General features: G+C 62.9%; 29 protein-coding genes. 12 read left to right on the top strand and 17 right to left on the bottom strand.

Annotation, left to right across the window (positions count from 1 at the left end; translation table 11 throughout):
• Window positions 1-84: 84 nt before the first annotated feature.
• The 3 genes from ACNJX9_RS13205 to ACNJX9_RS13195 all read right to left on the bottom strand — a co-directional run bounded on the left by ACNJX9_RS13205 (window position 85) and on the right by ACNJX9_RS13195 (window position 2,180).
• Window positions 85-309 carry a hypothetical protein gene (locus ACNJX9_RS13205; RefSeq protein WP_057751028.1) on the bottom strand — a complete coding sequence of 75 codons (225 nt, stop codon included), beginning with the start codon at window positions 307-309 and terminating at the stop codon, window positions 85-87.
• Window positions 310-341: 32 nt separating this feature from the next.
• Window positions 342-1,781, bottom strand: coding sequence for a basic amino acid/polyamine antiporter (locus ACNJX9_RS13200; RefSeq protein WP_439409156.1), 1,440 nt, complete (start codon window positions 1,779-1,781; stop codon window positions 342-344).
• A 153-nt stretch (window positions 1,782-1,934) separates the two neighbouring features.
• Window positions 1,935-2,180: a DUF6894 family protein gene (locus tag ACNJX9_RS13195; RefSeq protein WP_439409155.1), complete on the bottom strand. Its 246-nt coding sequence runs from the start codon at window positions 2,178-2,180 to the stop codon at window positions 1,935-1,937.
• Window positions 2,181-2,414: 234 nt separating this feature from the next.
• On the opposite strand from ACNJX9_RS13195, the gene ACNJX9_RS13190 reads away from it, so the two are divergent.
• The gene (locus ACNJX9_RS13190) at window positions 2,415-3,128 is read left to right on the top strand and encodes a Bax inhibitor-1/YccA family protein (protein ID WP_439409154.1); all 714 of its coding nucleotides are present in this window, start codon (window positions 2,415-2,417) and stop codon (window positions 3,126-3,128) included.
• A gap of 19 nt (window positions 3,129-3,147) precedes the next feature.
• Here ACNJX9_RS13190 and ACNJX9_RS13185 read toward each other — a convergent pair whose 3' ends face one another.
• Window positions 3,148-3,654: a DUF1269 domain-containing protein gene (locus tag ACNJX9_RS13185; protein WP_439409153.1), complete on the bottom strand. Its 507-nt coding sequence runs from the start codon at window positions 3,652-3,654 to the stop codon at window positions 3,148-3,150.
• A gap of 224 nt (window positions 3,655-3,878) precedes the next feature.
• On the opposite strand from ACNJX9_RS13185, the gene ACNJX9_RS13180 reads away from it, so the two are divergent.
• The 6 genes from ACNJX9_RS13180 (at window position 3,879) to ACNJX9_RS13155 (ending at window position 9,635) form a co-directional block, all read left to right on the top strand.
• Window positions 3,879-4,010 (top strand): hypothetical protein, encoded by a 132-nt coding sequence (locus ACNJX9_RS13180; RefSeq protein ID WP_439410271.1) that lies wholly within the window; start codon window positions 3,879-3,881, stop codon window positions 4,008-4,010.
• A 227-nt stretch (window positions 4,011-4,237) separates the two neighbouring features.
• On the top strand, window positions 4,238-5,671 hold the full coding sequence (locus ACNJX9_RS13175; protein ID WP_439409152.1) for a basic amino acid/polyamine antiporter: 1,434 nt from the start codon (window positions 4,238-4,240) through the stop codon (window positions 5,669-5,671).
• Between the two features lie 24 nt (window positions 5,672-5,695).
• Entirely contained in the window at window positions 5,696-6,958 is a 1,263-nt protein-coding gene (arcA, locus tag ACNJX9_RS13170) for an arginine deiminase (protein WP_057751046.1), read from the top strand.
• A gap of 389 nt (window positions 6,959-7,347) precedes the next feature.
• Window positions 7,348-8,130: a sensor histidine kinase gene (locus ACNJX9_RS13165; RefSeq protein WP_439409151.1), complete on the top strand. Its 783-nt coding sequence runs from the start codon at window positions 7,348-7,350 to the stop codon at window positions 8,128-8,130.
• Between the two features lie 71 nt (window positions 8,131-8,201).
• Window positions 8,202-8,831, top strand: coding sequence for a response regulator (locus ACNJX9_RS13160; RefSeq protein ID WP_439409150.1), 630 nt, complete (start codon window positions 8,202-8,204; stop codon window positions 8,829-8,831).
• 168 nt (window positions 8,832-8,999) lie between these two features.
• Window positions 9,000-9,635 carry a response regulator gene (locus tag ACNJX9_RS13155; protein WP_439409149.1) on the top strand — a complete coding sequence of 212 codons (636 nt, stop codon included), beginning with the start codon at window positions 9,000-9,002 and terminating at the stop codon, window positions 9,633-9,635.
• Between the two features lie 165 nt (window positions 9,636-9,800).
• On the opposite strand, the gene ACNJX9_RS13150 is transcribed toward ACNJX9_RS13155, so the two are convergent.
• From ACNJX9_RS13150 to ACNJX9_RS13100, 11 genes are all read right to left on the bottom strand, one after another.
• Window positions 9,801-11,912 (bottom strand): EAL domain-containing protein, encoded by a 2,112-nt coding sequence (locus ACNJX9_RS13150; protein ID WP_439409148.1) that lies wholly within the window; start codon window positions 11,910-11,912, stop codon window positions 9,801-9,803.
• 84 nt (window positions 11,913-11,996) lie between these two features.
• Complete coding sequence (locus tag ACNJX9_RS13145) at window positions 11,997-13,295, bottom strand: protoglobin domain-containing protein (protein ID WP_439409147.1); 1,299 nt, start codon at window positions 13,293-13,295, stop codon at window positions 11,997-11,999.
• Window positions 13,296-13,355: 60 nt separating this feature from the next.
• A complete protein-coding gene (locus tag ACNJX9_RS13140) occupies window positions 13,356-13,541 on the bottom strand; it encodes a hypothetical protein (RefSeq protein WP_439409146.1) in 186 nt (61 codons plus the stop codon).
• 220 nt (window positions 13,542-13,761) lie between these two features.
• Window positions 13,762-14,757, bottom strand: a complete 996-nt coding sequence (locus tag ACNJX9_RS13135) for a PAS domain-containing protein (RefSeq protein WP_439409145.1) — start codon at window positions 14,755-14,757, stop codon at window positions 13,762-13,764.
• A 132-nt stretch (window positions 14,758-14,889) separates the two neighbouring features.
• Entirely contained in the window at window positions 14,890-15,159 is a 270-nt protein-coding gene (locus ACNJX9_RS13130; RefSeq protein ID WP_439409144.1) for a DUF3551 domain-containing protein, read from the bottom strand.
• Window positions 15,160-15,350: 191 nt separating this feature from the next.
• Window positions 15,351-16,274 carry a LysR family transcriptional regulator gene (locus ACNJX9_RS13125; protein WP_439409143.1) on the bottom strand — a complete coding sequence of 308 codons (924 nt, stop codon included), beginning with the start codon at window positions 16,272-16,274 and terminating at the stop codon, window positions 15,351-15,353.
• A gap of 46 nt (window positions 16,275-16,320) precedes the next feature.
• A complete protein-coding gene (locus tag ACNJX9_RS13120) occupies window positions 16,321-16,800 on the bottom strand; it encodes a hypothetical protein (RefSeq protein ID WP_439409142.1) in 480 nt (159 codons plus the stop codon).
• A 13-nt stretch (window positions 16,801-16,813) separates the two neighbouring features.
• Window positions 16,814-19,963 carry an efflux RND transporter permease subunit gene (locus ACNJX9_RS13115; protein ID WP_439409141.1) on the bottom strand — a complete coding sequence of 1,050 codons (3,150 nt, stop codon included), beginning with the start codon at window positions 19,961-19,963 and terminating at the stop codon, window positions 16,814-16,816.
• Window positions 19,960-21,036, bottom strand: coding sequence for an efflux RND transporter periplasmic adaptor subunit (locus ACNJX9_RS13110; RefSeq protein ID WP_439409140.1), 1,077 nt, complete (start codon window positions 21,034-21,036; stop codon window positions 19,960-19,962). Before ACNJX9_RS13110 ends, ACNJX9_RS13115 begins: the two co-directional genes overlap by 4 nt.
• On the bottom strand, window positions 21,033-22,148 hold the full coding sequence (locus tag ACNJX9_RS13105) for an efflux RND transporter periplasmic adaptor subunit (protein ID WP_439409139.1): 1,116 nt from the start codon (window positions 22,146-22,148) through the stop codon (window positions 21,033-21,035). The genes ACNJX9_RS13110 and ACNJX9_RS13105 overlap by 4 nt, the downstream gene beginning before the upstream one ends.
• Window positions 22,145-22,894: a histidine kinase dimerization/phosphoacceptor domain -containing protein gene (locus ACNJX9_RS13100; RefSeq protein WP_439409138.1), complete on the bottom strand. Its 750-nt coding sequence runs from the start codon at window positions 22,892-22,894 to the stop codon at window positions 22,145-22,147. Before ACNJX9_RS13100 ends, ACNJX9_RS13105 begins: the two co-directional genes overlap by 4 nt.
• Between ACNJX9_RS13100 and ACNJX9_RS13095 the strand changes: the two genes are divergently transcribed.
• On the top strand, window positions 22,830-23,780 hold the full coding sequence (locus tag ACNJX9_RS13095) for a TetR/AcrR family transcriptional regulator (protein WP_439409137.1): 951 nt from the start codon (window positions 22,830-22,832) through the stop codon (window positions 23,778-23,780). The two genes, ACNJX9_RS13100 and ACNJX9_RS13095, sit on opposite strands and share 65 nt — an antisense overlap.
• A gap of 40 nt (window positions 23,781-23,820) precedes the next feature.
• Here the strand turns inward: ACNJX9_RS13095 and ACNJX9_RS13090 are convergent, their stop codons facing one another.
• Complete coding sequence (locus ACNJX9_RS13090; RefSeq protein ID WP_439409136.1) at window positions 23,821-24,462, bottom strand: TetR/AcrR family transcriptional regulator; 642 nt, start codon at window positions 24,460-24,462, stop codon at window positions 23,821-23,823.
• Between the two features lie 8 nt (window positions 24,463-24,470).
• Window positions 24,471-24,908, bottom strand: coding sequence for a hypothetical protein (locus ACNJX9_RS13085; protein ID WP_057751084.1), 438 nt, complete (start codon window positions 24,906-24,908; stop codon window positions 24,471-24,473).
• A 484-nt stretch (window positions 24,909-25,392) separates the two neighbouring features.
• On the opposite strand from ACNJX9_RS13085, the gene ACNJX9_RS13080 reads away from it, so the two are divergent.
• From ACNJX9_RS13080 to ACNJX9_RS13065, 4 genes are read left to right on the top strand one after another with little or no spacing between them, the layout of a single operon-like run.
• The gene (locus tag ACNJX9_RS13080; protein ID WP_439409135.1) at window positions 25,393-25,593 is read left to right on the top strand and encodes a hypothetical protein; all 201 of its coding nucleotides are present in this window, start codon (window positions 25,393-25,395) and stop codon (window positions 25,591-25,593) included.
• A complete protein-coding gene (locus ACNJX9_RS13075; protein ID WP_167353992.1) occupies window positions 25,590-25,745 on the top strand; it encodes a hypothetical protein in 156 nt (51 codons plus the stop codon). The genes ACNJX9_RS13080 and ACNJX9_RS13075 overlap by 4 nt, the downstream gene beginning before the upstream one ends.
• Window positions 25,746-25,767: 22 nt before the next feature.
• Window positions 25,768-25,986: a hypothetical protein gene (locus ACNJX9_RS13070; RefSeq protein ID WP_439409134.1), complete on the top strand. Its 219-nt coding sequence runs from the start codon at window positions 25,768-25,770 to the stop codon at window positions 25,984-25,986.
• 58 nt (window positions 25,987-26,044) lie between these two features.
• Window positions 26,045-26,326, top strand: coding sequence for a hypothetical protein (locus ACNJX9_RS13065; protein WP_057751092.1), 282 nt, complete (start codon window positions 26,045-26,047; stop codon window positions 26,324-26,326).
• The last annotated feature ends 11 nt before the right edge of the window (window positions 26,327-26,337 follow it).

Genomic DNA, 26,337 nt, shown 5'->3' with positions numbered 1-26,337 from the left:
CGGCTCGGTTCGTCGCCTCGTGCGACTTGGTCGTCTCTCTCGCCTGGACTCGCATCGTTCATGGGTCGACCGATTCTGCAGGTCTTACTGCGGCGTCTGGACCTGGCTGCGGACGCGGCGGCTGCCAAAGTGCGGATGCTTGCCGCCGCGATGACGCCAGTACCGGTGCTTGGTCGGGGTCATGCTGGTATTGGGCGTCGTTGCAGCGGATGCGGGAGGCGCGTTCGACTGGGCAAAGGACAGGGTCGGCGGTGCGGCCACCGCCGCCATTCCGATCAGGATCAGGGCGCCGAAGAGTGTGATTTTCATGTTCGCCTCCAAATGATCAGAGGTGGCTCAATTCAGATCGAGATGGCTCCGGTCGCGAGTGCATAGATGCCGGCGCAGGCGGCGATCGCGATCGCTGCAAACAGAACGGCCTCAAGCGGTGTGAAGGTCGCTTCCTTGCGTTCGCGCTTCGCCAGAAAGAACAGCAACGTGCCGGGCGCATACAGAATCGACGACAGCAGCAGAAACTTGGGCCCGCCGGCGTAGATCATGCCGATCGCGTAAAGCGTCGCGATCATCGCGCGGATCCAATCGACGATGCGCGCCCGCTCGAAGGCCTTGTAGGTCTCGCCGCGCGAAGCCAGTTTCAGGCCATAGGCCGCGACCAGGAAGTACGGAACCAGCGTCATGGCGCTGGTCATCTTCAGGGCGAGCGTGAAGGCGTATTCGGCAAACCAGGTCACGAGCAGGAAGAGCTGGATGACGCAATTGGTGAGCCAGAGCGCACCGGAGGGAACGTCGTGCGCGTTTACGCGGGCGAGAAACGAAGGCATGGTGCGATTGACGGCCGCAGAATGCAGCACCTCGGCCGCTAGCAGCGACCATGAAAGATAGTTGCCGAGGATCGAGATCAGCAATCCGACGCTGATGAACACGCCGCCCCAGCGACCAACCATCGCTTCCATGACGCCCGCCATCGACGGCGTCGGGAGGCCCGCCAGCTGTTGTCGCGGCAGCACGCCATACGACAGCAGCGTCACCAGGACGAGAAGGCAAAGAACGGTCAGAAAGCCGACGACAGTTGCGAAGCCGATGTCGGCGCGGTTCTGGGCATAGCGGGAATATACGCTTGCCCCCTCGATCCCGACGAAGACAAATACCGTCAGCAGCATCGTGCTGCGGACCTGGGTGAACACATCGGAAGCATCCGGCGCTTGCGTTCCCCAGAAATTCCCGGTGAACACATCGCCGTCGAGGGTGATCGCGGCCACGACGATGAACAGGAATATCGGGATGACCTTGGCGTAGGTCGCCACGGTGTTGAGCGCGGTCGCGCCCTTGATGCCGCGCAACACCAGCACGTGCACGCTCCACAGGAGCACGGTTGCGGAAGCAATGGCGATCGGTGTCGAGCCGTCGCCGAACACCGGGAAGAATATTCCCAGCGTCGCCTTGATCAGGATGAGGCAGGCGACGTCGGCAAGACAGCAGCCGATCCAGTAGCCGACGGCCGAGGCGAACCCGATATACTCCCCGAATCCAGCCTTGGCATAAGCGTAGATGCCGGCATCAAGGTCGGGCTTGCGCTGTGACAGCGATTGGAACACCTGCGCCAGCATGAGCATGCCCGTGCCTGCGATCGCCCAGGCGATGATCGCTCCGAATGCGCCGGTGGCTCGTCCGAACGATGCCGGCAATGCAAAGATGCCGGAGCCGACCATCGACCCGATCACAAGGGCGATGAGGGCGTTGCGGGAGAGCTTCTGGTTGGCCTCGTTGGTCGAAGGAGCCATGAGGACGGCCTTCCAAATCCGGGACGAAGCCGGCACCGATGGCGGCCGATCCCGGTGACGAGCCTAGAGGCACCTCTCACCTTCGGACATCAGGGATTCTCTGTAGGAGCAAGAGCAGGAAATCGGCCCGTGCCGGAGCCTAGCCAGCCGCCTTCAGGGCTTGATCAGATTCTTGGCGGCGGGTGCAGCCGGGCCCTCATCGCCACCGCTTGACGGCGATCCGGGAAGAGCGGCGCGCGCTACGAAGACGACACCGGCGCGGAAGAACTCGCCGGCCTTCGCGAGCTCGGCGGCGATCCGCTGGGCATGCAGAACGGCTGCGTCGTGATTGGCATGGTCGCATCCGATGCCATCGGGACAAAGACCGTATTTGTCGACGATATGGAAGAAGAAACGCATGCCGCAGAATTAAGCCGGATCACGGCCGGCTTCCAAGTGACAAAGCCGTAAGAGGCCTACGCCAAAGGGATGAGAAGCGGCGCCAGATTGCGCAATCGTCATGCGCGGGATGGTGCCGTGAAGGCGGGGTTGCAGGGGTTTTCGCCAGGGGCACTCGGGTGATTGTCCGATGTCGTCGCCTGGTCCTGGAGGGTAGCGTGGCTCTAGCTCCGCGAGTTCAGGAGGAGGCAGGCGATGTCAAACCTCGGCCAGAACCTTTCGACATCAGGCGCGATCGGCCGCGGCACGGCTGCGGTGGACGCCGGATTGCGCAACTATATGATGCGCATCTACAACTACATGGCCGCGGGTGTCGGCCTCACCGCCGTCGCCGCGTGGCTGACCCACCAGCTCACCGGCCCGGCGCTGCTGCAAAGTCCCTTGATGTGGGTGTTTATCCTGGCGCCGCTGGCGCTGGTGTTCTTCATCGGCACGCGCATCAATACGCTCTCGGCATCAACGGCGCGCCTGCTGTTCTTCGTCTATGCAGCGCTGGTCGGCGTGTCGCTCTCGACCTTGTTCCACATCTATACCAGCGCTTCGATCACCCGCGTATTCTTCATCTCCGCCGCAACGTTCGGGGCGCTCAGCGTGTTTGGCTACACAACGCGGCGCGACCTCTCCGGCCTCGGCACCTTCCTGTTCATGGGGCTCATTGGCGTCATCATCGCCAGCCTGGTCAACATCTTCCTGCGGTCAACCGGGCTCGACTGGCTGATTTCGATCGTAGGCGTCGGCGTCTTTGCCGGGCTTACGGCCTACGACACGCAGCGGATCAAAGCGATGTACGATGCCGGTGACGATGAGACTTCGGCAGGCCGCAAGTCGGTCATTTCAGCGCTGTCGCTCTATCTCAACTTCATCAACCTGTTCATGATGATGCTACGCCTGCTCGGCGGCCGGCGCTGAACGGCCAAAGGCGGCCGTTTCAGGCCGCCGGCCGCTCCGCGGCAGCGCTTGCGAGCGCGTCGCGCAGTGCCTGTTCCTTGGCGTCGTCCAGCGACGTCTTCAGCACCGTCCCGCCGGCCTCCTTGATCTCCTTCAGCACCTTGTCGGCCGTCATGTTCTTGATCAGGACGAACAACGCGGCGTTGCCGGTGTGGAGTGAGCCGGCCAGCTGCTTCATGAAGGCGTCATCGATGCCGAAATCGGACAATGCACCGCCAAGTGCGCCGGATGCCGCGCCGATCGCGACACCGAGGATCGGATTGAGGAAGATCACGCCGATCAGAAGACCCCAGAAGCTTCCGGTCATCGCGCCCATCGCGGTGGTGTTGACGAGTTGATTGAGCTTGATGCCGCCGGACTCCGTTTTCACGGCGATCACGGCGTCGCTTATCGTGATCAGATACTCTTTCTGCAGTTTGAGGAGACGCTGACGTACCTCCTCGGCTTTCGCTTCGGACGGATACACGATCGCGACGAGATCGGACATTGAGACCTCCGTTTCCATTCCGCTCAGGACCGACTGGCCCCGACTGCACAGCACGACATCCAGGATAGAGCGTGAGCCGCCACCCCGGCATCCGACAAAACCCGAGGTGCGAAGGATGTTTTTCCGATCCGGGCAGGCGTTCAATCCGCTCCAAACATCGAAGCGGCGAGCAGCACCGTCACGGCGAGCATGCAGATGCCGGCCGCTGGCCATTGACGGAGGACATGATCGCCTCGCTCGACAAGGCTGCGAAGCTGCAGACAGGCGCGCCGAACATGACTCCGATTGCGCCAACCGTATTCTGGGGACCGATGGCCGTTGCAATCATGGGCGGCCTGCTGGTTGCGACCTCCTGACCTTGGTCCTGCTGCCGACAATGTACGTGGCCTGTTTCGGCGAGAAGGAACGCACCGGCGCTCCCGCATCGGCGCCGTCTTGAGCCGTCGTTTCCGGCGAGGGAAATCCCGGCCCTGCCCTGGGTGATCACCCGATATTCCAGGCTCTGCCCAAGGCGCATGGTGCAACGACCGGGCAAGTCAATCGACCGGGATGTAGCGCACTCCTCGTGTCGCGAGGTCTCCCCATGACTGGGACGCCGTCAATCCAAAAACTCTCTCTGTTCGCATTGACCGCGATGGTGGTCGGCTCGATGGTCGGCTCGGGCATCTTCTCCTTGCCCCGCACCTTCGGCATCGCCACCGGCCCGTTCGGCGCCATCTTTGCCTGGTGCATCGCCAGTGGCGGCATGTACACCCTCGCGCGCGTGTTCCAGGCGCTGGCCGAGCGGAAGCCCGAGCTCGATGCCGGCGTCTACGCCTATGCCAAGGCGGGGTTTGGCGACTATCCCGGCTTCTTATCGGCATTTGGCTACTGGATCGGCAGCTGCATCGGCAACGTATCCTACTGGGTCCTGATCAAGTCGACTCTGGGCGCTTTCTTCCCGGTCTTCGGGGAAGGTAACACGGTGACCGCGATTGTCGTCGCCTCGATCGGAATCTGGCTCTTCCACTTCATGATCCTGCGCGGCGTGCAGCAGGCGGCCGCAATCAACACGGTCGTCACCATCGCCAAGATCGTGCCGATCCTGGTCTTCATCGTCATTCTCGCGGTCGCGTTCAAATACGACATGTTCCGCGCCAATTTCTGGGGCGGCGAAGGCATGCCGGACAAGGGTCTGTTCGACCAGATCCGTGCGACCATGCTGGTCACGGTGTTCGTGTTTCTGGGGATCGAGGGCGCCAGCGTCTATTCACGCTACGCCAAGGAGCGATCTCACGTCGGCGCGGCGACGATTTTGGGCTTTGTGATCGTCACCAGTCTCATGGTGCTCGTCACCATGCTGCCTTACGCGGTGCTTCCCCGCGCGGACATCGCCGAGATGCGGCAGCCGTCCATGGCGACGGTGCTCGAGGCGGTGGTCGGGCATTGGGGCGCCGTCTTCGTCAGCATCGGGCTCCTCGTCTCGGTGCTCGGAGCCTATCTTGCATGGTCCCTGATCTGTGCCGAGGTGCTTTCGGCGGCCGGCCGGACCAGGGACATGCCAGCCCTGTTCGGAACGGAGAATGCGAACAAGGTCCCGGCCGCGGCGCTGTGGCTGACGAATGTGATCGTCCAGCTCTTCGTCATCAGCACCTATTGGTCGCAGGATGCGTTCGCGTTGATGCTTAATCTGACAAGCGTGATGTCACTGATTCCATTCTTCCTGGTCGCGGCCTACGGGCTTCGGCTCGTCAGGCGGGGCGAGACCTATGAGAAGAGCGGCAGTGAGCGCACACGCGACACGATCTTCGCCGGCATCGCCCTCATCTACACGCTGTTCCTGATCTACTCTGCCGGGATGAAGTTTCTGCTGCTGTCCCTGATCCTCTACGCGCCTGGGACGGCACTGTACTTCTGGGCGCGCCTGGAACGGAAGGCGAAGGTCTTCACAGCTGTCGAGTGGGGCATCTTCATCGCAGCCGCCGTCGGCGCGGCTGTCGGAATCCACGGATTGGCCACTGGCTACATTACGATCTAGGCAGCAAAACTCGCGGGAGCTCCCATGGCAAATCAGACGTCGGCCACTTCGATTCGCTTTGGTGTCCATTCGGAGGTCGGGCAGTTGAGGAAGGTCCTGGTCTGCTCGCCCGGCCGCGCGCATCAGCGCCTGACGCCGTCGAATTGCGACACCCTGCTGTTTGACGATGTGTTATGGGTGGAAAATGCGAAGCGCGATCATTTCGACTTCGTGCAGAAGATGCGCGACCGCGGCGTCGACGTCGTCGAGATGCACAATCTGCTGGCGGAGACGGTCGCGATCCCCGAGGCCAGGAAGTGGATTCTCGACAACCAGGTCGTTCCCGATCAGGTCGGCCTTGGCCTCGTCGACGAGCTTCGCTCCTACCTCGAAGGCCTCAAGCCGCGCGACCTTGCGGAAACCCTGATCGGCGGCGTGTCGACCCATGATTTCCCGGACGCACATGGCGGTGAGACGCTCAAGCTGGTCCGTGAAGCGGCAGGCATGACCGAGTATCTGCTGCCGCCATTGCCGAACACGCTGTACACACGGGATACGACCTGCTGGATCTACGGCGGGGTCACGCTCAACTCGCTCTATTGGCCTGCGCGCCACGAAGAGCCGATCCTCACGACGGCGATCTACAAGTTCCACCCGGATTTCGCCGGAAAGGTGAATGTCTGGTGGGGCGATCCGACCAGGGATCACGGACTGGCCACACTCGAAGGCGGCGACGTGATGCCGATCGGCAAGGGCAATGTGCTGATCGGCTTGAGCGAGCGCACCTCGCGTCAGGCGATCAGCCAGCTCGCTGCGGCGCTCTTCAAGCAGAAGGCGGCCGAACGCGTCATCGTCGCCGCCATGCCGAAGTTGCGCGCTGCGATGCATCTCGACACCGTGTTCACCTTCGCCGACCGCGATTGCGTGCTGCTTTATCCCGACATCGTCAACAACATCACGGCGTACTCCTATCGGCCGGCCGACAATGCCACCGGCATCGAACTACGGAAAGACGAGAAGCCGTTCGTGGAGGTCGTGGCCGAGGCGCTCGGCCTGAAGAGGCTGCGCGTCGTCGAGACGGGCGGCAACGCCTATATGCGCGAGCGAACGCAGTGGGACAGCGGAGCTAACCTGGTTTGCGCCTCACCAGGCGTCGTGTTCGCCTATGATCGCAACACCTATACCAACACGCTGCTGCGCAAGGAGGGGATCGAGGTCATCACCATCGTCGGCGCCGAGTTGGGTCGGGGCCGCGGAGGGGGACACTGCATGACCTGCCCGATCATCAGGGACGCGGTGGACTACTAGGCGGATCGCGTGGGGACCGGCCGTGGCCGGCGTGTCACGGCCGAGCGCCACTTCAGGCGAGATGGAACTCACGATCATCGAGTTCCGATCGTAGCAGCGAAGCGTGGGCCTCCGCCATGGTTCATGAAGGCCATCCGCAGCGCTTGCACATCTATTGCATCGTCTTTGAATCACTGTCCGACTTCGGCACAAACTGCATACTCGAACCTCGGGGCTTTCACAGATTCGAGAACTCGACCCTCCGGCAGGGCAACTTGTTTGTGTCCGCAACCTAACGGTGTATAACAGCGGAGCCCCGCGGGCGCGCGCATCCGTCCGCTTCGCCCAATTGGGCAAGGTAGGAGACGCTCGATATTGAGATTCGGTGTCGAGCGTCACCGGAGAAGTGAGTGCGTGCCGTGAAGCCACATCGCTCTTCCCCCACCGAGCTGGATCATCCGATCTTCAATTTGGCCTCCATCCAGGAGGATATCCAGCAGCGGATTGCTTCCGATCTGCACGATTCGACATGCCAGCATCTGATCGCTGCGAGCCTGGGCCTGATGCGGATCCGGCGGAGCCTTTGCGATCCGGCTGCGACCGAGCGGCTTTGCCAGGAGATCGACGCGTCGATCGACGAAGCGCTCAGGGAAATTCGCGCCTTTGCCTATTTGCTGCATCCGCAGAATCTGACGCTGGAGAGGCTGAAGGCCACGATCGAGCATTACGCGGATGGTTTCGCGGCGCGCACGTCGCTGCGGGTCACGACCAGAATCGCGCCGGAGGTCGATCTGCTGCCTTACGAAAAGCAGCGCTCGATCCTGCGAGTTGTACAGGAGGGCCTCACGAACGTGTTCCGTCACGCGAAGGCGACGGAAGTGGGTATCCTCCTTGATGTGGCCGAGAGCGAGCTTCGGCTGACGATCAGCGACAACGGGCGCGGGTTTCGAGCCGACCACGCCAGGCCAGGCGCGAGGGCGATATCAATCGGCGTCGGAATTCCCGCAATGAAAGCCAGACTTCATCAAATCGGAGGTTCGCTCGAGATCTACTCCGATACGACGGCGCACCGTTCCGGCACGATCCTTCGGGCGGTGTTTCCGCACGGTCTGACGCCGAACAGGCGCAACTCGCGCAAGGCCGGCACTGATACGAGGGGCAACGAGCACGCTGTGAGGAAACAAGAACACTGAACACCGATGGCAGGCGAGAATACAGCCATTCAAGCCGGGCCGCCGTGTGAATGACCCCGGAGTACTCAGACATGAAGCGTTTCCTTATCGCTGATGATCATGAAGCCGTGCGATCAGGTTTGCGGGCAGTGCTCGAGCAGCGAACGGATTGGGAAGTGGTCGCCGAAGTGAGCGACGGCAGCAAGGTGTTGAGCGCGGCAATCGAGAGTCAGCCGCATGTCGCGATCGTGGATTTTTCGATGCCGCGGATGACCGGCGTGGAGGTTGCGCGGCGGATCAGGGAATATCCGTTGCCGACGGAAGTCTTGATCTTCACGGTGCACAATTCCGGCCTGCTTGCGGAGCAGGCGTTCGAGGCCGGTGCACGCGCGTTCCTGGTCAAATCGGATGCAAACAGATTGCTTCTGGCAGCCGTCGAATCGCTTCTGGTGCATAGGCGGTTTTGCAGCGTGAGTTGCCCGAGTGGAGCGAACCGGACATCGTGCGGCAATGCCGACCAGTCCCACGGGCTCACTCCGCGCGAGCAGCTCGTCGTCAAGCTGGTTGCGGAAGGTTACAGCAACAAGAGCATCAGCGCGCTCCTGAACCTCAGTGTCAAGACGACGGAGGCGCATCGGGCGGCGGCCATGCGCAAGCTGGACGTGAATTCAACTGCCGGCCTGGTCCGATACGCCGTACGCGCCTCGCTGGTCGAGGCGTGAGGGCGCATTGGCCCCGGAGATGTCGCGAGCGAGGGCAGCTGAGTAACTTCGCAGAAGCATCTCAGGGTTTTGCAGGATAATCCTGCGACGTGCGATCGATAGGATCGTTCGACCTTGCCGCCGCCAGTCATCTGCTCGACTGTGGCGGGAACAACGAGAACGACGCCCGTGAAACGCATCTTGATTGCGGATGATCATGAAGTCGTGCGCTCCGGGCTGCGCGCAATCGTTGAAATGCAGCCGAACTGGATTGTTGCGGGCGAAGCGAGCAATGGCGAGCAGGCCATCGCGTTGGCATTGGAGGCGAGGCCGGACATCGTGATCGTCGACTACTCGATGCCGCTCATCAACGGTCTTGAGGTCAGTCGCCGTCTCAGGGCGCTCCGTCAGCGTATGGAAGTGTTGATCTTGACGATGCATGAGGACGAGGAGCTGCTGACGGAAGCGGTTCTGGCCGGCGTCCGCGGCTTTTTGTTCAAGTCGGATGCCAGGAAGCACCTCATTTTCGCGATCGAGGCGCTGCTCGACGGAAGACCCTATTTTACCAGCGCCCTTGTCGAGAAGCTCCTGCACGACTACCAGCTCAACAAGCAGGGCAAGTCGGGCATGCTGCTGACGTCGCGCGAGCAAAGCATCGTCCAATTGATCGCGGAAGGGCATACCAACAGATCCATCAGCGCCGTTCTGAAGCTGAGCGTGAAGACGGTCGAGACCCATCGCGCCTCGGCGATGCGCAAGCTCGGAATGTCGTCAACGGCCGAACTGGTCCGGTATGCGATCCGCAAGAAGCTGGTAGTGCCGTGACTATCCGTTTCTGTCTCAATCTCGAAAAACAACCCCATGCACAGTAGCCGACGCATTGGCGCCGCTGCGGTTTTTCGAATTTTACGAAAAAAACAGCTTGATCCGTCGGGCAAAACAGGGGCATGATGTCAGGATCAAGCAGCTGACCGTCAACCATGCGCCGGTTCACAAGCCCGGCTTGCATCCGACAACCGCGCTCGCCCTCTCCAGCGGGCCGAATGGCGCAGGCCTGCCCAGCAGATAGCCCTGCACCGAATCGATTCCTTGACCCCGCAAATAGGCAAGCTGCTCCATTGTTTCGACACCTTCCGCCGTGACCTCCACATCGAGGCCGCGGGCCAATGTCATGATGGATGCGACGACCGCCCTGCTCGCCGGCTTGCCCGGCAGCTCGCTCGTGAACGAGCGGTCGATCTTGAGCTTGTCGAACGGGAATGAGACGACCGAACCCAGCGAGGCATAGCCGACGCCGAAGTCATCCAGGGCAAAGGTTATTCCAAGGTCCTTCAACCGGCGAAACAACAGGAGATTCTCCTCTCTGTCCTGCAGCAGCATCGATTCCGTCACTTCGAGCTCGAGCCGATGCGGCGGAAGGCCGGTTTTCATCAGCACGCCGATGATGGAGTCGAACAGCAGCCCTCCCCGGAATTGAGCCGGAGACAAATTGACCGCAACCCTGAGCTCCGCGGGCCACGATGCGGCGTCTGCGCACGCCCTTTCCAGGGTCCACCGTCCCAATGCCTCCATCAGCCCGCTATCTTCGGCAACTCCGATGAACTCATCTGGATAAAGCAAGCCTCGCGTGGGATGGCGCCATCGCACCAGCGCTTCCGCGCTGCGCGGCCGCAGGGATTCGGCCTCGCAGATAGGTTGATAGTGGAGCTCGAACTCGCCGCGCGCAACCGAAGCCCGGAGCTCATTGACGAGCCGATTGCGGTCTTGCGCGCGGCTGCGCATTTCATCTTCAAAGACATGAAATCCGCTGCGCCCGTCCGATTTGACTCGATACAGAGCCAAGTCGGCCTTGTAGAGCAGCTCTGGAACCGTAACACCATGCAACGGTGCAATCGAGATGCCGATGCTGACGCCGACCGAGGCCTCCTGCGACTCTATCGAGAACGGTATGGCGATCGCCTGCAGCAGCTGGATCGCGAGCGCTTCGGTCTCTTTACGCTCGTCGGTGGAGCTGGACTGCACGATCGCGAATTCGTCACCGCCCAGGCGTGCGATCAGGGCAGTTTCTGGAACAACCGAGACAAGACGTCCGCTTAGCTGCTTGAGCAATGCATCGCCGGCGGCATGACCGAGCGTGTCATTCACATGCTTGAAGCCGTCGAGATCAAGCAGGTAAATGATCAGCTGCTGCCGTCTTGCCTGTGTCTGGGACAGCCGTTCCGAAAGATCGTCCAGGAGAGCTGCACGGTTCAGAAGACCGGTCAACGCGTCATGGCGGGCCGCATGACTGAGCTGCGCTTCGGCCTTCTTTCGGGCAGTAATATCGACCCGGATCGCCATGTAGGCAACCGGCTTCCCGTCAGGGCCAAGCTGGGGCGTGATCACGGTGTCGACCCAGTACAGCTCGCCACTTTTGGCCCTGTTGCACAGCTCGCCCCGCCAGACGCCTCCTCGGGCGAGGCAACGGTACATCTGGCGAAAAACCTGCGATGAATGAACCCCCGATTTCAGGACACGGTGGTTGCTTCCGACCAGCTCCTCCCTGGTGTACCCGCTGATCTCGCAAAACCGATCGTTGGCGTAGGTGATCGTGCCGCGGACGTCCGTGATCGCGACAATGACGGCCTGGTCGATGGCGTACTGCCTCTCGATCAGCTCCTGCCTCGCTTCTTCGGCCCGGACCATTGCGAGGCGAAGCTCGGTCACATCGCGGTGCCGTTCGACGAAGCCACCGTCCGACATCGGATGCATATCGAGCTCGACGAACGACCCGTCCTGCAATTCATAGGTGGTGCGGAACGCTTCGCGCCGACTTATGGCCGCCAGATAGGCGGCCAATTGGCCATTGGCCTTCGCTCCGGCCACCCGGGCATGGCGGCTTATGAGAACATCCTCGGCGGGGCGACCCGGCGAGACCTCCGAGGACGTCAGCGAATAGAGGCTGCGGTGCTGTTCATTGGCTATCACCAGCCTGGATCGCCAGTCGAAGACACACAGGCCATGAGAGCTGCTTTCGATGGCGGTGTGGAGCAGCTGCTCCCAGTTCACCTCGCGCTTCGGCGCGCGTCCGCCGACCCCGAAATCGATCGTTGGTTGAGTCATTGTGCCGCCAGACTTTTGAATATTGCGCTAGGCTGCTCGAATTTCGGCAAAGAACGTTTCCACCTCCGACCGAAGGGCCGTAGCCTACACCGAGAGCTCTTCGGAAGCGCCCAGGAGCCTTGCCGCTGTCTGCCGCGTTTCAGTGGCGGCTTGGCTTACCCCGGTGATATTGGTGGATACCTCCTGCGTGCCCTGGGCCGCCTGCTGGATATTTCGCGCAATCTCGGCGGTCGCAACGCCCTGCTCTTCCACGGCCGCCGCGACGGCGGTCGCAATCTCGCTGACGGAGCCGATGGTGCGGCCGATATCCTGAATCGCCGCTACCGCCTCCCTGGTTGCGCCCTGAATCGAGAGAATCTGCTCTCCGATTTCGCCAGTGGCCTTCGCCGTCTGCTCCGCCAAGGCTTTGACCTCGGAAGCAACGACAGCGAAGCCGCGCCCGGCCTCCCCGGCTCGCGCGGCTTCGATTGTGGCATTGAGAGCAAGCAAGTTGGTCTGTCCCGCGATTGTGCTGATCAGCTCAACCACGTCGCCGATCCGCTGCGCCGCCTTCGCAAGGCTCTGGACCGTGTCGCCGGACCGCGCGGATTGCTCGACCGCAATCCGGACGATCTTCGTCGAGTCGGACACCTGACGGCCGATCTCCTGAATCGATGAGGTCAGTTGCTCCGTGGATGCGGCAACCGCCTGTACATTCGTCGACGCTTCTTCCGAAGCTGCCGCCACCGCGCCGGACTGCTGGGTCGATTGCGAGGAGCTTGCCGCCAGGGCATTGGCTGCGCTCTGGAGACTGTCCGCCGAACCATCGACGGTGTCCAACACCCTTTTCATCCGGGAATCAAAGCTGCGGATCGCAGCGTGGACTTTCTCCTGCCGCCTTTCCCGCTCGGCAAGCATTGCCTCCTGGTAGACGGAGATGGCGATTTCCATGTCGAGCATCACGGCGCAATTCACCGCGCTCAGGATCTCGCAGAGACGCCTATGCCTCCAGCGATAGCGCCGCGTGGCGAGCGCCACGAGCTGGTTCAGGACAAAATTATATCCACCAATGTACCAACGTGGCTCCAGGCCGATCTTGTTGTGGACCATGCCGATGGCACGGACACCCTTCAGGTATTCGTCATCGAACCGCCCGTTGAACAGCCGCGCCCAATGCGTGCCCTGCGCTGATTTCAGCCTGGGAATATCATTCCCGATCAACGCGGCAAGCTGAGGCTCACTCGTCACGTGCCGGTAGAAGCCGTCCAGAATGTGCGGAACGGCCGGCTCGGCGATGGCCCAGAATTCCCGCAACAGCTCCCCCGTGCGGGGTGCAATTCCCATGAAGCGCAGTCTCGCCTGAGCTTGCTGATCGGAGGTGGCGCAGGCGGGCAGGTCCGTCATGGTCTGGTCCTTTCAAAAGTGACTGTGAAAAGAAATATGGGAATCCGGCACCGCACCAGCTCAGTCGACCAGCCGGTCGGAGTAGCTTGAAAGGGTGAGCGCCATGTCGACGGCTACGTATTTTTCGAGTGTGACGACGAGCGCCGCGATGACGAGGTCACTCGGCTCGTCGGGCAAGCCCCATAGCCGCGCGGCCGGAAGCTGAGTGCGCGTGTCGATTGCGAGATGTCGAATGATTTGCGTCATGATGCCTGCACGTCGCGCCGGAGCTCCACGTGCAGAACAATAATACCGACCGTGCTAACCCTTTGTTAGGCAAAATTGGCGGCTGCGAAGCGAATTGCGCGCCCATTGCCTGCGTCCGCGCACCTCGCTTCGGCAGTTCAGAGCCAAATTTGTGGCGATGGTCGTCGATCAGCAAACGCAACGACAAATCTTGCGGAATCAGCCCTGGTGACACGTCAAATTAGCGAGGACGCACACCCGGTTTTCCGGCCTCCGGAAACAAAAATTCGACACCGGCGCTCGCGAACGCGGCTTCGATCGCGGCAAGCGCCGGATCGTTGTGAGGCGGAGCGCCGTCCGCTTCTTCCAGTCGTCGAATGGTCGCACGCGTGATCCCCGCAGCGTGCGCCAAATCCTTGACCGACCACCGCACGAGCCCGCGCGCGGCCCTGATTTGCGCCCCCGTCACGCGGTGGGTACCGGCGCGCGCCGTATCGCGATCCAGATCAACACTGATCCCCAGCCACTCCTTGATATTGCCTGCATCATCCAGCAGCGGCTGGCCGGTGGAACGCTTCCATTTGAAAGTACCGTCGGCCTGGAGAAAGCGGTGCACGACGTCATAGCCACGCTTCTCCCGGCTCGCGGCCGCACAAACCCTGAGCATCTTCTCCTGATCATCGGGATGGACGAGTTGGAGCCAGCCAGATTCGGACGCAACGATCTGGCTGCCATGATCACAATTGACGACTTCGTGGATTCGACCGTCCGATTTGGCGATCCACACCACGGCTCCCGCAGCCTTGATCAGGGCACGGTACCGCTCGTCGGCAATCCGCAGCCGGTTGAGCTGATCCTCGCGGGCCGTGATATCGGTGCAGACGCCGATCGCCTTCTCCGCCGCCCCCTCCGGGTCAACAAAGACGATGATTTGACAGTAGATCCAGGCGATGTTGCCGCCGCGGCGAATGACGCGGAATTTCCGTCTGATGGTCGAGGCCTTCTGGATGACCCGCTCCACCTCGGCCTGCGCGCCTCGATCGTCCGGATGGGTCACCTGGAGGATGGCCGCAAAGGAAGGCGCTACCTTTCCCGGCTCGATGCCCAGAAGATCATGATACCCGCGAGACCAGTGCATCTCATCGGTACGTAGATTCCAGCTCCACAGTCCGCACCGCAGTTCACGCTCGATCAGACCGAAGCTTTCTTCGGTGCCTCTCTTCAAGAGGTCCAACATTTTTTTGCTCTTGATAGTCCAAAGACCTGACACTTAACGAAGTCAGGAACATTGTCCAGCGGTGCGCCGGCCTGGTAGAGCAAGGTTCTGGCGCGAATTTGCGCCAGAACACTCGGCAAGATCGGGAACGCCTTAGTGGTGTCGACGGCCGGTGTTTTTCGGAGCGTAGGCAAACGACTCGCTCTGGTAGGCGGGATCGCGCGTGCAGCTGCCACCGCGGCCGGAAATCATGGCAAGACACTGCTGCATGGTATCGTAGCCGCAGTCCCGCGGCGATCCCAAACCGTAGTCCAGGCGGCAATATTCGTAGCTCTTCGCGCTTGCTGGCTCCGCCCTAAACCAGAACGTCGCAGCGGCGAGTGCCGCCGCTGCGATGGTGCTCAAGGCGATGGTCTTGGTCATGTCTACACTCCGTGCTTTCGGTTCGGTGATGAAACCGACGGACAGTTAGCCGGGGCGAGCTTTCGGAAAAAGCAGATGCAGCGCGAAAGACTGTCTCGCGAATTGAGCCAATCCACTCGACCAGTCGGGCACAAAGCGCGAAGAAAGAGATGAATCCTGGAACCACTCGTCGCTACAGGCGCCGCTTCGCGCTATACGATCGCTTCTTCGGACAAGGCCGATTGCTCGGTGCGGATCTGCCGAACCTGCTCGATGACGAAATCCATCACCAGACGGGTGCGGGGCGCCAAATGCCGTCGTGACGGGTACACCAGGCTGAAGGGCAGTCCCGGCGAAGGATAGTCGCTCAAGAGACGGACCAGATCGCCTCGGCGGAGGTCATCGACCACCTGCACGAGCGGAAGAAAGGCAATGCCATATCCGACACGAGCCGCAAGATGGACCGCGGCGCCATCATTGGCGAGCATGCCGCCCGACACACGAACCTCCCGCGCGGTGTCCGGCCCTGCAAAGGCCCAGATGTCCGATCCCGGACCGATGTCGTGGATGATGCAGGCATGGCTTGCGAGTTCGGCCGGATTGCGCGGCTCGCCGTGCGCTGCGATGTAGCCGGGCGCCGCGACCACGACACGGGCCGCTATCCCGATCCGTCGTCCGACGAGGGACGCATCGACGATGTCCCCGACCCGCATGGCCAGGTCCAGGCGGTCTTCGATCATGTCGCCGAACCGGTCGTTTACAACAAGTTCGACCTTGAGGCCGGGATTGCTCGCCAGCAGCGCCGGCAGTCGCGGTGCGAGAAAATGGCTGGCCGCGACCATGATCCCGAGGCGAACCAGGCCCACGGGCGATGCGCTTTGTCGTCCAAGCGCAGCTTCGATGGTCTCGATGCCTTCGAGCACCGGGCGCGCGAGATCGAGCAGCATCTGTCCGTCGTCGGTCAGGCTGAGCTTGCGGGTCGTCCTGTGCAGCAGACGAACGCCGAAATGCTCCTCGAGAGCGGAGATCTGCCGCGCCACGGCCGCCTTGCTGACGTCGCGCTCGCGCGCCGCAGCCGAGAATGATCCGGTCTCGGTGACCCGCACCAGTACCGCCAGGGCGCTTACGATGTCCATGTCGCGTTCAGCCGGACTGCGCTCGTCAGATGCAACGTGCTCACGGCTAGTCGCAGACGAGATACCTGCCATGGCGTCTATAAACGTAGTAGCAGTCGCTACTCGAGTAGCCGCTCGAGCGCGCGCCGCCATAGGCGTACCCGGCATAGGCGCCGGCCGCGTATGCGCCGGCATAGCTCGCAGCGCGCGCTCCATATCCATATCCGTGCACACCGCCATAGCGATAGCCGGCACCGCCGATGTTGACCGCGGTGGTCCGCGCGGCGTTCACGAGGGTCGGCCCGCCGCCGGCACCTCGCGCGGCGAGATCGGCGCTCGGCCCCGCTGCCGGACCGAGGCGAGGACCGCCAAGTGCGGCGGGACCGGGACCTGCGAAGGCTGGAGGCGCTGCTGCAGCCATGGGTGGAAGGCCCGCGGGCGCCATCGGCGGCGGCGGCGGAAATTGCGCAAATGCCATGGACGGGGCGAGCGAACTCGCCGCGATCGTCGCAGCGAAAGCAAGGACTGAACGGGTCTTCGAGAGCATCATCATCTCCATTTTAGATTTGGGGCTCGAGCACAGGCTCGGGCGTGTCGTGCGTGGGCCTCTGTTCGGCCGGTGCTTCGTGCGCAACGGCTTCGTCGGCATGTGAAGGTGATTCATCCGCCTGGTCAGGATGAATCCTGAACCACGCGACATACAGGGCAGGCAGGAACAGCAGGGTCAGCAGCGTGCCGACGATGATGCCGCCCATCATGGCGTAGGCCATCGGACCCCAGAAAATCTCGCGCGCGATCGGAATGAGCGCGAGACTTGCGGCGGCAGCCGTGAGCAGGATCGGTCGCATGCGATGCTCGGTTGCTTCCACCACCGCCTCCCAGGCCGGCATCCCCTCCTTCTTCAGATCCTCGATCTGCACGATCAGGATCACGGAGTTTCGCACCAGGATGCCGATCAGGGCGAGCACGCCGAGGATGGCGACGAAGCCCAGCGGTGCACCGCTCGGCAGCATGGCCATGACGACGCCGATCAGCGCGAGCGGCGCAACGGCGAACACCAGGAACAGGCGCGAAAAGCTCTGCAACTGCACCATCAGCACGGTCGCCATGACGAACAGCATCAACGGCACGACCGCGATGATCGGCCCCTGGCTCTTGGCGCTCTCTTCCACCGAGCCTCCGATCTTGATCGCGTAACCCGCGGGCAGCTGCTTGGCAAATTCCGCCACCTTCGGCGCGAGCTGGTCGACGACCGTCTTCGGCTGCACATCGCTGACGACAGCGGCCTTGAGAGTAATCGTCGGAATCCGTGCGCGCCGCCAGATCGTGGGCTGCTCGAGCTCGTAGCGCAGATTGGCGACGGCGCCGAGCGGCACCGATTGGCCGCCGAGCCCGGGCATCTGCAAGTCGCGCAGTGTATCGATCGAGGCGCGTTCCGCTGCGGTCGCGCGGCCCGTGACATTGACGAGATAGATGCTGTCACGCACCTGGGTGACCGGCGTGCCCTGGAGCACCGAGTTCAGGGTGGTGGCGATATCTTCCGAGGTGACGCCGAGCTGGCGCGCCTTGTCCTGGAGCACATCGACCTTGACGACACGCGCGGGCTCCATCCAGTCGAACACCACGTTGCCGAGGTCAGGACTGCTGCTGACGACGCCGGCAAGCTTTTGCGCGAGGTCGCGGACCTCAGCGATATCGGGGCCGCTCAGGCGGTATTGCACCGGACGGCCGACGGGCGGGCCGACCTCGAGCAGCTTGACGTAGGTGTCGGTGCCCGGGAAGGTCTTCCGCAAATAGTCCTCGAACTGCGACTTGAGACGGTCGCGCGCGGCGATGCCGCCCTTGGTCACGATCACCTGCTGGCCGAACCAGGTGTTGGCGGTTTGAACATCGAACGACAGCACGAAGCGCGGCGCGCCGGTGCCGACATAGGTGGACCAATGCTCGACCGCATCGTTGCCCTGCAACTGCTCGCGCTCGAAGCGAGTCATCTGGGCGTTGGTGTCGGTGATCGAGGCATTCTGCGGCAGGTTCCAGTCGATGACGAGCTCGGCACGGTCGGACGACGGGAAGAACTGCTGCTGCACGAACTGCAAGCCGAACACAGCGAGCAGGAAGGCGCCGACCGTCACCGCAATGGTGCTCCAGCGGTGATGCATGCAGAACAAGAGCAGGCGCGCGAACAGCTGAGCTATCCGGCCCTTCTGCTCGTGGTGTCCCTTCATCCTGGCCGGCAGGATGGTGACGCCGAGCAGCGGGGTGAACAAGACGGCCACGATCCAGGAGACGATCAGAGATACCGCGATCACCACGAACAGGGTGAAGGTGAACTCGCCGGCATTGCTGCTGTTGAGCCCGATCGGGATGAACCCGGCCACGGTAACAAGCGTTCCCGTCAGCATCGGAAACGCGGTGGACGTATAGACGTGGGTGGCCGCCTTTTCGAGCGGATCGCCGATCTCGAGCCGCGCCACCATCATCTCGACCGCGATCATGGCATCGTCGACCAGGAGGCCAAGCGCGATGATCAGGGCGCCCAGCGAAATGCGCTGCAGCGAGATGCCGCAATAGGCCATCACCACGAAGGTGATCGCGAGCACGAGCGGAATGGCGATGGCGACCACGAGCCCCGCCCGCAAGCCCAGGCTCAGGAAGCTGATGCCGAGCACGATGATCACGGCCTCGAACAGCGCTTCGGTGAAGCCAGAGACCGCATGTTCGACCACGACGGGCTGGTCGGCAACGAGATGGACACCGACGCCGATCGGCAGGTCGGCGATGATCCCGGCCATCTCTTTCTTCAGCGCCTCGCCGAACTGGAGCAGGTTGGCACCGGACTTCATGCCGATCGCAAGTGCAATGGCGGGCTGACCATTGTATCTGAACAGCGTTGATGGTGGATCGGCATAGCCGCGCGTAATGGTCGCGACATCGGTCAACGGGAAGAAGCGGTCGTTGATGCGCAGATTAACCGCCTTCAGGCTCGCCTCAGAGGTGAACTGGCCGTTGACGCGGACGCTGATCCGCTCCGGCCCCTCCTGGAACACGCCTGATGGCGCCACCGCGTTCTGGCCTTGCAGCGAATTCATGATGGCGTGGACATCGAGGCCGAGCGCCGCGGTCTTGCGGGTGGAGAATTCGAGATAGATCACCTCGTCCTGCGCACCGAGAATGTCGACCTTGCCGACGTCCGGCACCGTCAGCACCTTGGCCCTGATATCCTCGACCTGGTCGCGCAGCTGTCGCTGGCTCAAGCCGTCGCTGGTGAAGGCATAGACGTTGCCGAACACGTCGCCGAAACGGTCGTTGAAGCCGGGCCCGATCACGCCTTGGGGAAAATCGCCCCTGATGTCAGCGATCATGTTGCGGACGCGCACCCAGGTCGGCTTGACGTCGGCGGCCTTGGTCGAATCGCGCAAGTAGACGAACACGGTGGTCTGGCCCGCGACCGTCACGCTCTTGGTGTAGTCGAGCGATTCCAGCTCCTCCAGCTTCTTCTCGATCCGGTCGGTGACCTGACGGGTCATCTCCTCGGGCGAGGCGCCCGGCCACTGCGCCTGGATCACCATGGTCTTGATGGTGAAATCAGGATCCTCCTGTCGCCCAAGCTGGAGATAGGCAAACAGGCCGGCCGCCATGAAGGCGATCATGAAATACCAGACGAGCGAGCGATGGCCGAGCGCCCAGTCGGAGAGGTTGAACGACTTCATGGCTGTTGATCCTGTTGGATGCGGACGTGCTGTCCCGGCTTGAGGCTGTGAACTCCGGCGGTGACGATTCGAGCGCCTGCGGCAAGCCCGCCGGTGACGCGGATGCCTGCCGGTTCGGCGACGCCGTCGATCTTCTGCAACGAGACGGTGCCGGTGGTTTGATCGACCACCCAGACGAATTCGGCACCGTCCTTGCTGAGCACCGCTGATGCGGGCAGGCGCAAGACCTTGCCCTGGTCCTTGCCGAGCCTGGCCGTGACCGTCGCGCCAAGGCGGAAGCTTTCGGGCGGATTCTCGAGCGCAATCCGAACGCGGCGCAGCCGCGTCAGCGCATCCGCCTGCGGCGCGATTTCACGGATCCTGCCCTCCACCTCGACGGCGGGAAGGAGCTGCAGGCTGACGGTGAAGGCGAGCCCGACCTCGAGCGGCACGGGAAAGTCTTCCCCGATATCGACGACCGCCTCGCGAATGTCCGGCCGCGCGACCGTCACGACGGTTTGACCGGGCGAGACCACCTGGCCCACTTCCGCACCAACGGCGGTGACGACGCCGCCGAAATCGGCCTTGATCTGGGCATAGCCGAGTTGCTCGATTGCTTTCGTCAGGCTCGCCTGCTCCTGTGCGACGCTCGCTTCGGCTCCGGCGCGCGCTTGCTCGGCATTGTCGAGTGTCTGTTTCGTGGTCGCCTCGCTGGTGATCAGCGTCCGTTGCCGCTCCTCCGTGGCCCTGGCCGTCGCAAGCTGCGCCTCAGCCTTCGCAAGCTGGGCTTTGGCGGCGCGAACGGCGAGATCGAGCGCGGTGGGATCGATCGTGCCGATGATTTGTCCTTCGCCGACGATGTCGCCAACATAGACCGGGCGCGAGGTCAGCCGTCCGAGCACGCGAAAGCCGAGGTTGGTCTTGTAGCGCGGCTCGACGATGCCGACGGCAATTGTGCTGTCGCCGCTATCAGGCTTGGCCAGCATCGAGAGCACGGGGCGCACGGGCTCCGGCGCGTTCGTCTCCTGCTGACACCCGGCGAGCAGCGAGGCCGCCGCGAGCGTGCCGGCAATCATCATGATCGGCCGCTTCATGACCGTCCTCCCGCTTCAGTAACCGACTGGCCAACGCTCAAGAGCTTGCCGCCGTCGACGACGACGCGCTCGCCGGGCTCGAGGCCAGCCTTGATCAGCACCTGTCCGGCCTCGTATGCGCCGACCGTGACCGGCTTCAGCGACGCCGTCTGCGTCCTGGGGTCGACGGTCCAGACGGCAGGCTTGCTGCCCGCGGACATCAGCGCGCTCCAGGGCAAGGCGATCTCGTTCTGAGGCTTCGCCTTGACCGTTCCGGCGACGGCGCTGCCCAATGTCATCGCGGCCGGCGGATTGTCGATGGACACCTTGACGCGGATCGTGGAGCTCTTCGCATCGATCACAGGTGAAATCTCTCTCACCTCGCCCGCAGCTGTCACATCGGGATCGGAGACGAGCGCCAGCGTGACGCGGCGGCTGTCGGTCTGGCCGAGGAAGGCGGATTCATAGACCTCGAAGACGGCATCCCGCTCCCCGTCCTGCGCGAGCGAGAACACGGGTTGCGCGGCCGGCACGACCTGGCCGACCTCGAGATTTCGCGCGGTCACGACGCCGTCGGCTTCGGCGCGCAGCACGGTATAGCCAAGCGCGTCCTGCGAGGTGCCGAGCTGCGCCCGGGCTGCTTCCAGCACGCCCACCGCCGTTCGCAGGCCCTCCTGGGCCTGATCGTAGACGGTGCGGGTGGTGAAGCCGCTCGCGATCAGCGCGCTCTGGCGCTCGAACGTTGCCTTCGCCACGCGCAGCTGAGCTTCGGCGGAGGCCACTGCCGCGGTCGCAGCATCCACGTCGGCCGCCTGCTCGGCCGGATCGAGCCGGGCGAGGACGTCGCCCTTGTTGACGTGAGCACCAACGTCCACGGTGCGAGCAACCACACGCCCGCTGACGCGGAAGGAAAGATCGGCACGGAAGCGGGCCTGGACCTCTCCCGTCAACGTGATGGCGCCTTGCCGGTCGCGCGGCTGCACAATCGTGGTCCGGACCAGCGTGGCCCGCGCGGCCGTCTGCGCCGCGTGATCATTGCAGCCGCTCAGTGCGATACTGATGAGCGCGCCCGCTGCGGCGAAAACCTTCACTGCACGCGGCGCCATGATCGGATGGGAGGATCGGCTGGTCATGGCGCGACCGTCGGATGGGACAGCGTCAAGAGCCCGGCGAGCGCATCCTGGGATCGGCGGGAAGCGAGCGCTGTGTCAGTCGAAGCGGTGGCTCGCGTGCGGCGCGGCGCCCTCATCTGGCGCGTCGCGATGGTCCAGTTTGCGTCGCGTTCGCGCTCGGTCAGCGGGAACGAGAGGACGATCGAGGTGAATTCGGTGCCAAAGCCCTGCTCGATCCGGCCGCCGAGCGCTCTGGCGATATCCCGCGCGATCCGCAATTCGCGGTCCGACGCCTCGCGCGCCGGGCGCGAGCCGTTGTCCAGGATCACGCAGTTCACCAGCGCGCCGGTCCGCGTCAGCTTGACCCTGATCTGCCCCGGTCTCGCCTCGAAGCAGGCATGCCGTGCCGCGTGCATCACGAGCTCGTGGACGATCAGCCCCAGATACCAGCAGCGCTCCGGCTGCAGCGCGAGGGACTGCGTCGCGAATGCCAGCTGAATGTTCATCCGGTCCAGCACCGCGCGCCGCATGCCACAACCCAGCTTGCGGACGTAAGTCGCGGCGTGGGTCAGCGTGTCGCCCGCGGGCATGGCCAGCGCACGATGCACATCGGAATAGCCCTGCAGCAGCTCGACCACGTCGCTCAGCGCGCATTTGGCTTCCGCTCCCTCGACCCGGATGGCCGCGGCGGAGACCAGGTCGATGGCGAAGGCAACGCCATTGCTGACCCTGTGGTGCAGCTCCCGCAGCAGCGTGCCTTCCTGCAAGCCGGGCGGTTCTCGGTTCAACGGAATCACGACATTCTCCTCATCTGGATCGAACGATCGGGCCAACGTCCACCTGCGCGGCCCGGATGGTCCGGAAGCGCTCGCCAGGCTGCCAAGCGGCTCCCGGCGAATAATAAACTATACCGTATATTTTCTTTTTCTTGCCTTTCTTCCCGGGCCATGTCAAGCGGGAAAGCGACACGCACAGACTCGTGATTTCGGAGGACCAACAATGAAGAAGACGAAGCGAGGCAGACCGCCCAAGGATTCGGCCGGCGACGCGCAGGCGCGCATCCTCGATGCCGCCCAGCAGCTGTTTCTGGAAAAGGGCTATCGCAGCGCCAGCATCGACGACATCTCCGAACTCGCGCCCGCGAGCAAGCCGACGATCTATGCCCACTTCCCCGGCAAGGAAGCGCTGTTCGCGGCGGTGGTGGCCCGCACGGTCGAGGGATTGACTGATTTCCAGGGATTCTCGCCGGAAGGCCGCACCATCGAGGACAAATTGATGAACCTCGGGACCGCAATCGTGGAACGGTTCGTGGAGGAATCGGTGGACTTGGTCCGCGCCACTATCGCTGAATCGCAGCGATTTCCCGAACTGAGCCGCAACGTTCATGACACCGCGCGCGATCGCTCTCAGGCCGCGGTGTCCCAGCTGCTGGACGACGCCACGCAGAAGCTCGCGCGCAACCCGAGAGGCCCTTTCAGCGCCAGGCGAAGCCGCGCCACCGCCCAGATCTTTCTCGACCTAATTCTGCTGCCGATGCTGTTCCGCTCGCTGGTCGGCGAGACGCCGAAGGACCTGAAGAGGGAGCTTCCCGGCTTCGTGCGCGAGCGCGTCGGATTCTTCCTGGCGGCCTGCGAGACGGACTGGTCGCACTAGAATTGCGGCCAGTCTTGTCTTCGGCGCGAGCGACGCTGCTTCAGCCGGCCCTGAGCTGCCCATGAGGTATCACCTTGGCCGGCTGCAACGATGGCGCGCGACGCAAAGCGCTCGTACAAAATCTCAACATTTCTTCGAAGCTTGGTCGCAGCACCACAGCGCCGACCTGCGATGGGTTGAGATGGACGTCCATGGCTTCCAGCAGGCAGCAGGTCAGCGCCATCGGGCTGCCGCCCTGCAGTTCGCCGCGTGCTTGCCCCGTGCCGATGATTGGTCGCACCAGCCCCCGGATCCTGTCGTGATAGGCGAGGACGACTGTCCAGTTCTGACGAGCAGCCAACGCCACCAGATCCTGCACGCGCCGGTGCTTCGCCGATCGACCTTCATTGCAGTCGGCAATCGCTTTCAGGATCGCCGCCAGGCGCTGCAGCGCCGGCCCCTGGGTCCGGGCCGCCTCAGCTGCAGCACTCACCGTCTCGTCGAGCAGCTCTGCGACCACAGCCTCTTCAATCGACCGCTTCGAGGGAAAGAAGCGGTAGACGTTGGCCGAGGACATCGACAGATGCTGCGCGATATCAGCAACGGTGGTCTTTTTGTGTCCTATCTCGCCATAGAGATGGATGGCGGCCTGCACGATCTTACAGCGGGCGGCGCTCGATCGACCTTCAATCCGGCTGCGCATGATGTCTCTCACTGCGCCGGAATGGTCATCAGCTCGCGGCGGCAGGCCTCGCCGAAATCGCGCAAAGGATCCATCTCCTCGATGAATTTCGGGAGATCGACGAATGTGCGATTTGGCGAGAGATACGTCTCGATGATCAAGTGCCCGGCTCTCTCGGCGGCCTGAACGACCTCGCTGCTCGACAATATCCGCATGCGCCCGACCAGCGTATAGAGGCTAACCAGTCGCGGGATTTCGGCCTGATCATTGACCAGGGCCTCGGCGTAGAGCCGTGACGCCTCCTCGATGAAGCAATGGTACAATTGTTCGCGCTTCGAAAACGAGCGGGCATGATGAAGCTCGCGACGTTTTCGGCGTCCGCTGAACCATCCGCTGACGATGGTCGAGAGCGCGCCGAACGCAGAGCCGCCGAAGGCAGCCAGGGCCGGTATGTACACCGTGCTCATGAGATCGCTCCTGTCTCCTGCCGCGATGCCGATGCAATTCAGGGTAGGAACCCCGCCGCACCGGTTGCGGCATCAATCCTTATCTGCCCCTGGCCGAACCGGTGCTGGCTTGGTCGAACACCGCCTTGCACGCTTCGCTCAGGTTCGATTTCCTCTGCCGCAGACAGGCTTCGACACCCGACGGGTCCGGAATGTAGGCGCTGCACAGACGAAAGGCGTCCGGCGCACAGGCCGCCCTCTGCCCCGCGGTGCCCTGGTTCTCCTGAGCTGATGCTGATGCGCTGCCAAGCGCAATCACGACCGCTGCGAACAATATTTGCGTCAATCTCGTCATGTCGGATCCTTTCTTTGCTCGAGGCTTCTGGTTGGGCGGAGCCTCACCGCCTTGATCCTGCACACGCGCTTGTGAGGTCCTCGTCTTGACAGCATTCGCCGCGCGTGATTTATATGAACTATACGGTGTATTTTATTAAGGAGACGGAGAATGTCAACCGTGCTGTTCGCATTGATGCGCGAAAATCCGCTGCCCGGACTTGCCGCCGCATCGCTGAACATCGTCGTCGCCATGTGCCTCGTGGCGCTGAGCCTGCTGCTCGGCATTACCATCGCGATGATCGCGTCGGCTCATTCGTTCAGCGAGCGCAAGCCCGGCACTATCAGGCTGGAGCGGAGGACGATCGGATGACGCCGGCCCTGCTGATCGCCCGGGACTGCATCATTTGCTGGGTCAACGCCTGGATAGCGCCGATCGAATATGTGTTCGACGTGATCGAGGCGGAGCTCGCGCGCAGAGGCGTTCCACCCGCCCAGTCCGACAATTTTACGCACGCCGCGTGAAACGATGCCGGGTGTCCCGACAATGCTGAACTTCATCGAAGTGTTTGACGTGATGGAAGTCGATCCGGACAGCGGCAAAGCCGTGTGGACCGGCGTCACCGGTACGCTGACGGCGCTGAAGCGTGATGGATTCGCGATGGATCCGAAAGCCGCAACCTATTGTCCGACCGATTGGCTCGACGAGCGCGGCTATCTCGACGCCGCGCTTGCGCGCCGGCATCCGCGCCCGTGGAGCATCTGAAGATGAGACTGTGTGATTCCACTGCCGGGAGCGAGCCGTCGTGAGCCGACGATCTGCCATGTTCATGCGCGCAAGGCAGCCGATCGATAGCGCGCTTCCTCTACGCGGCTATTTCCTGTCGGTGGGCGGAGCTCTGGTCTGCTTGTTATGGTTGGCGGACTGGGCGCTGCCGGCGCAACTGCCGGGTCGCTCTTCCGAGCCGAATCCCGCACGGCCTGAAATCCGCATCCACTCCGACGTGAAGGGACCGGAGCTGGTCACGATCGATACCAATCAGCCCCTGCCCGCGCCCTCCGACAAGGAGATCGTTGTCGCCCACGCGCCTGTTGCAGGCGACTGACCAACCCAATC

Origin of the sequence: Bradyrhizobium sp. BLXBL-03, from assembly GCF_051853015.1 — a bacterium.
Taxonomy (GTDB): domain Bacteria; phylum Pseudomonadota; class Alphaproteobacteria; order Rhizobiales; family Xanthobacteraceae; genus Bradyrhizobium; species Bradyrhizobium manausense.
The sequence above is the reverse complement of the archived record's forward strand: the minus strand, read 5'-3'. Positions and strand labels throughout refer to the sequence as shown.

Excerpts from the sequence above, each read along its gene's own strand:
- ACNJX9_RS13205 (WP_057751028.1), bottom strand. The coding sequence starts at position 309 with ATGAAAATCACACTCTTCGGCGCCCTGATCCTGATCGGAATGGCGGCG.
- ACNJX9_RS13200 (WP_439409156.1), bottom strand. The coding sequence starts at position 1,781 with ATGGCTCCTTCGACCAACGAGGCCAACCAGAAGCTCTCCCGCAACGCC.
- ACNJX9_RS13195 (WP_439409155.1), bottom strand. The coding sequence starts at position 2,180 with ATGCGTTTCTTCTTCCATATCGTCGACAAATACGGTCTTTGTCCCGAT.
- ACNJX9_RS13190 (WP_439409154.1), top strand. The coding sequence starts at position 2,415 with ATGTCAAACCTCGGCCAGAACCTTTCGACATCAGGCGCGATCGGCCGC.
- ACNJX9_RS13185 (WP_439409153.1), bottom strand. The coding sequence starts at position 3,654 with ATGTCCGATCTCGTCGCGATCGTGTATCCGTCCGAAGCGAAAGCCGAG.
- ACNJX9_RS13180 (WP_439410271.1), top strand. The coding sequence starts at position 3,879 with ATGATCGCCTCGCTCGACAAGGCTGCGAAGCTGCAGACAGGCGCGCCG.
- ACNJX9_RS13175 (WP_439409152.1), top strand. The coding sequence starts at position 4,238 with ATGACTGGGACGCCGTCAATCCAAAAACTCTCTCTGTTCGCATTGACC.
- arcA (WP_057751046.1), top strand. The coding sequence starts at position 5,696 with ATGGCAAATCAGACGTCGGCCACTTCGATTCGCTTTGGTGTCCATTCG.
- ACNJX9_RS13160 (WP_439409150.1), top strand. The coding sequence starts at position 8,202 with ATGAAGCGTTTCCTTATCGCTGATGATCATGAAGCCGTGCGATCAGGT.
- ACNJX9_RS13150 (WP_439409148.1), bottom strand. The coding sequence starts at position 11,912 with ATGACTCAACCAACGATCGATTTCGGGGTCGGCGGACGCGCGCCGAAG.
- ACNJX9_RS13145 (WP_439409147.1), bottom strand. The coding sequence starts at position 13,295 with ATGACGGACCTGCCCGCCTGCGCCACCTCCGATCAGCAAGCTCAGGCG.
- ACNJX9_RS13140 (WP_439409146.1), bottom strand. The coding sequence starts at position 13,541 with ATGACGCAAATCATTCGACATCTCGCAATCGACACGCGCACTCAGCTT.
- ACNJX9_RS13135 (WP_439409145.1), bottom strand. The coding sequence starts at position 14,757 with ATGTTGGACCTCTTGAAGAGAGGCACCGAAGAAAGCTTCGGTCTGATC.
- ACNJX9_RS13130 (WP_439409144.1), bottom strand. The coding sequence starts at position 15,159 with ATGACCAAGACCATCGCCTTGAGCACCATCGCAGCGGCGGCACTCGCC.
- ACNJX9_RS13125 (WP_439409143.1), bottom strand. The coding sequence starts at position 16,274 with ATGGACATCGTAAGCGCCCTGGCGGTACTGGTGCGGGTCACCGAGACC.
- ACNJX9_RS13120 (WP_439409142.1), bottom strand. The coding sequence starts at position 16,800 with ATGCTCTCGAAGACCCGTTCAGTCCTTGCTTTCGCTGCGACGATCGCG.
- ACNJX9_RS13115 (WP_439409141.1), bottom strand. The coding sequence starts at position 19,963 with ATGAAGTCGTTCAACCTCTCCGACTGGGCGCTCGGCCATCGCTCGCTC.
- ACNJX9_RS13110 (WP_439409140.1), bottom strand. The coding sequence starts at position 21,036 with ATGAAGCGGCCGATCATGATGATTGCCGGCACGCTCGCGGCGGCCTCG.
- ACNJX9_RS13105 (WP_439409139.1), bottom strand. The coding sequence starts at position 22,148 with ATGACCAGCCGATCCTCCCATCCGATCATGGCGCCGCGTGCAGTGAAG.
- ACNJX9_RS13095 (WP_439409137.1), top strand. The coding sequence starts at position 22,830 with ATGGCGAAGGCAACGCCATTGCTGACCCTGTGGTGCAGCTCCCGCAGC.
- ACNJX9_RS13090 (WP_439409136.1), bottom strand. The coding sequence starts at position 24,462 with ATGCGCAGCCGGATTGAAGGTCGATCGAGCGCCGCCCGCTGTAAGATC.
- ACNJX9_RS13085 (WP_057751084.1), bottom strand. The coding sequence starts at position 24,908 with ATGAGCACGGTGTACATACCGGCCCTGGCTGCCTTCGGCGGCTCTGCG.
- ACNJX9_RS13080 (WP_439409135.1), top strand. The coding sequence starts at position 25,393 with ATGTCAACCGTGCTGTTCGCATTGATGCGCGAAAATCCGCTGCCCGGA.
- ACNJX9_RS13075 (WP_167353992.1), top strand. The coding sequence starts at position 25,590 with ATGACGCCGGCCCTGCTGATCGCCCGGGACTGCATCATTTGCTGGGTC.
- ACNJX9_RS13070 (WP_439409134.1), top strand. The coding sequence starts at position 25,768 with ATGCTGAACTTCATCGAAGTGTTTGACGTGATGGAAGTCGATCCGGAC.
- ACNJX9_RS13065 (WP_057751092.1), top strand. The coding sequence starts at position 26,045 with ATGTTCATGCGCGCAAGGCAGCCGATCGATAGCGCGCTTCCTCTACGC.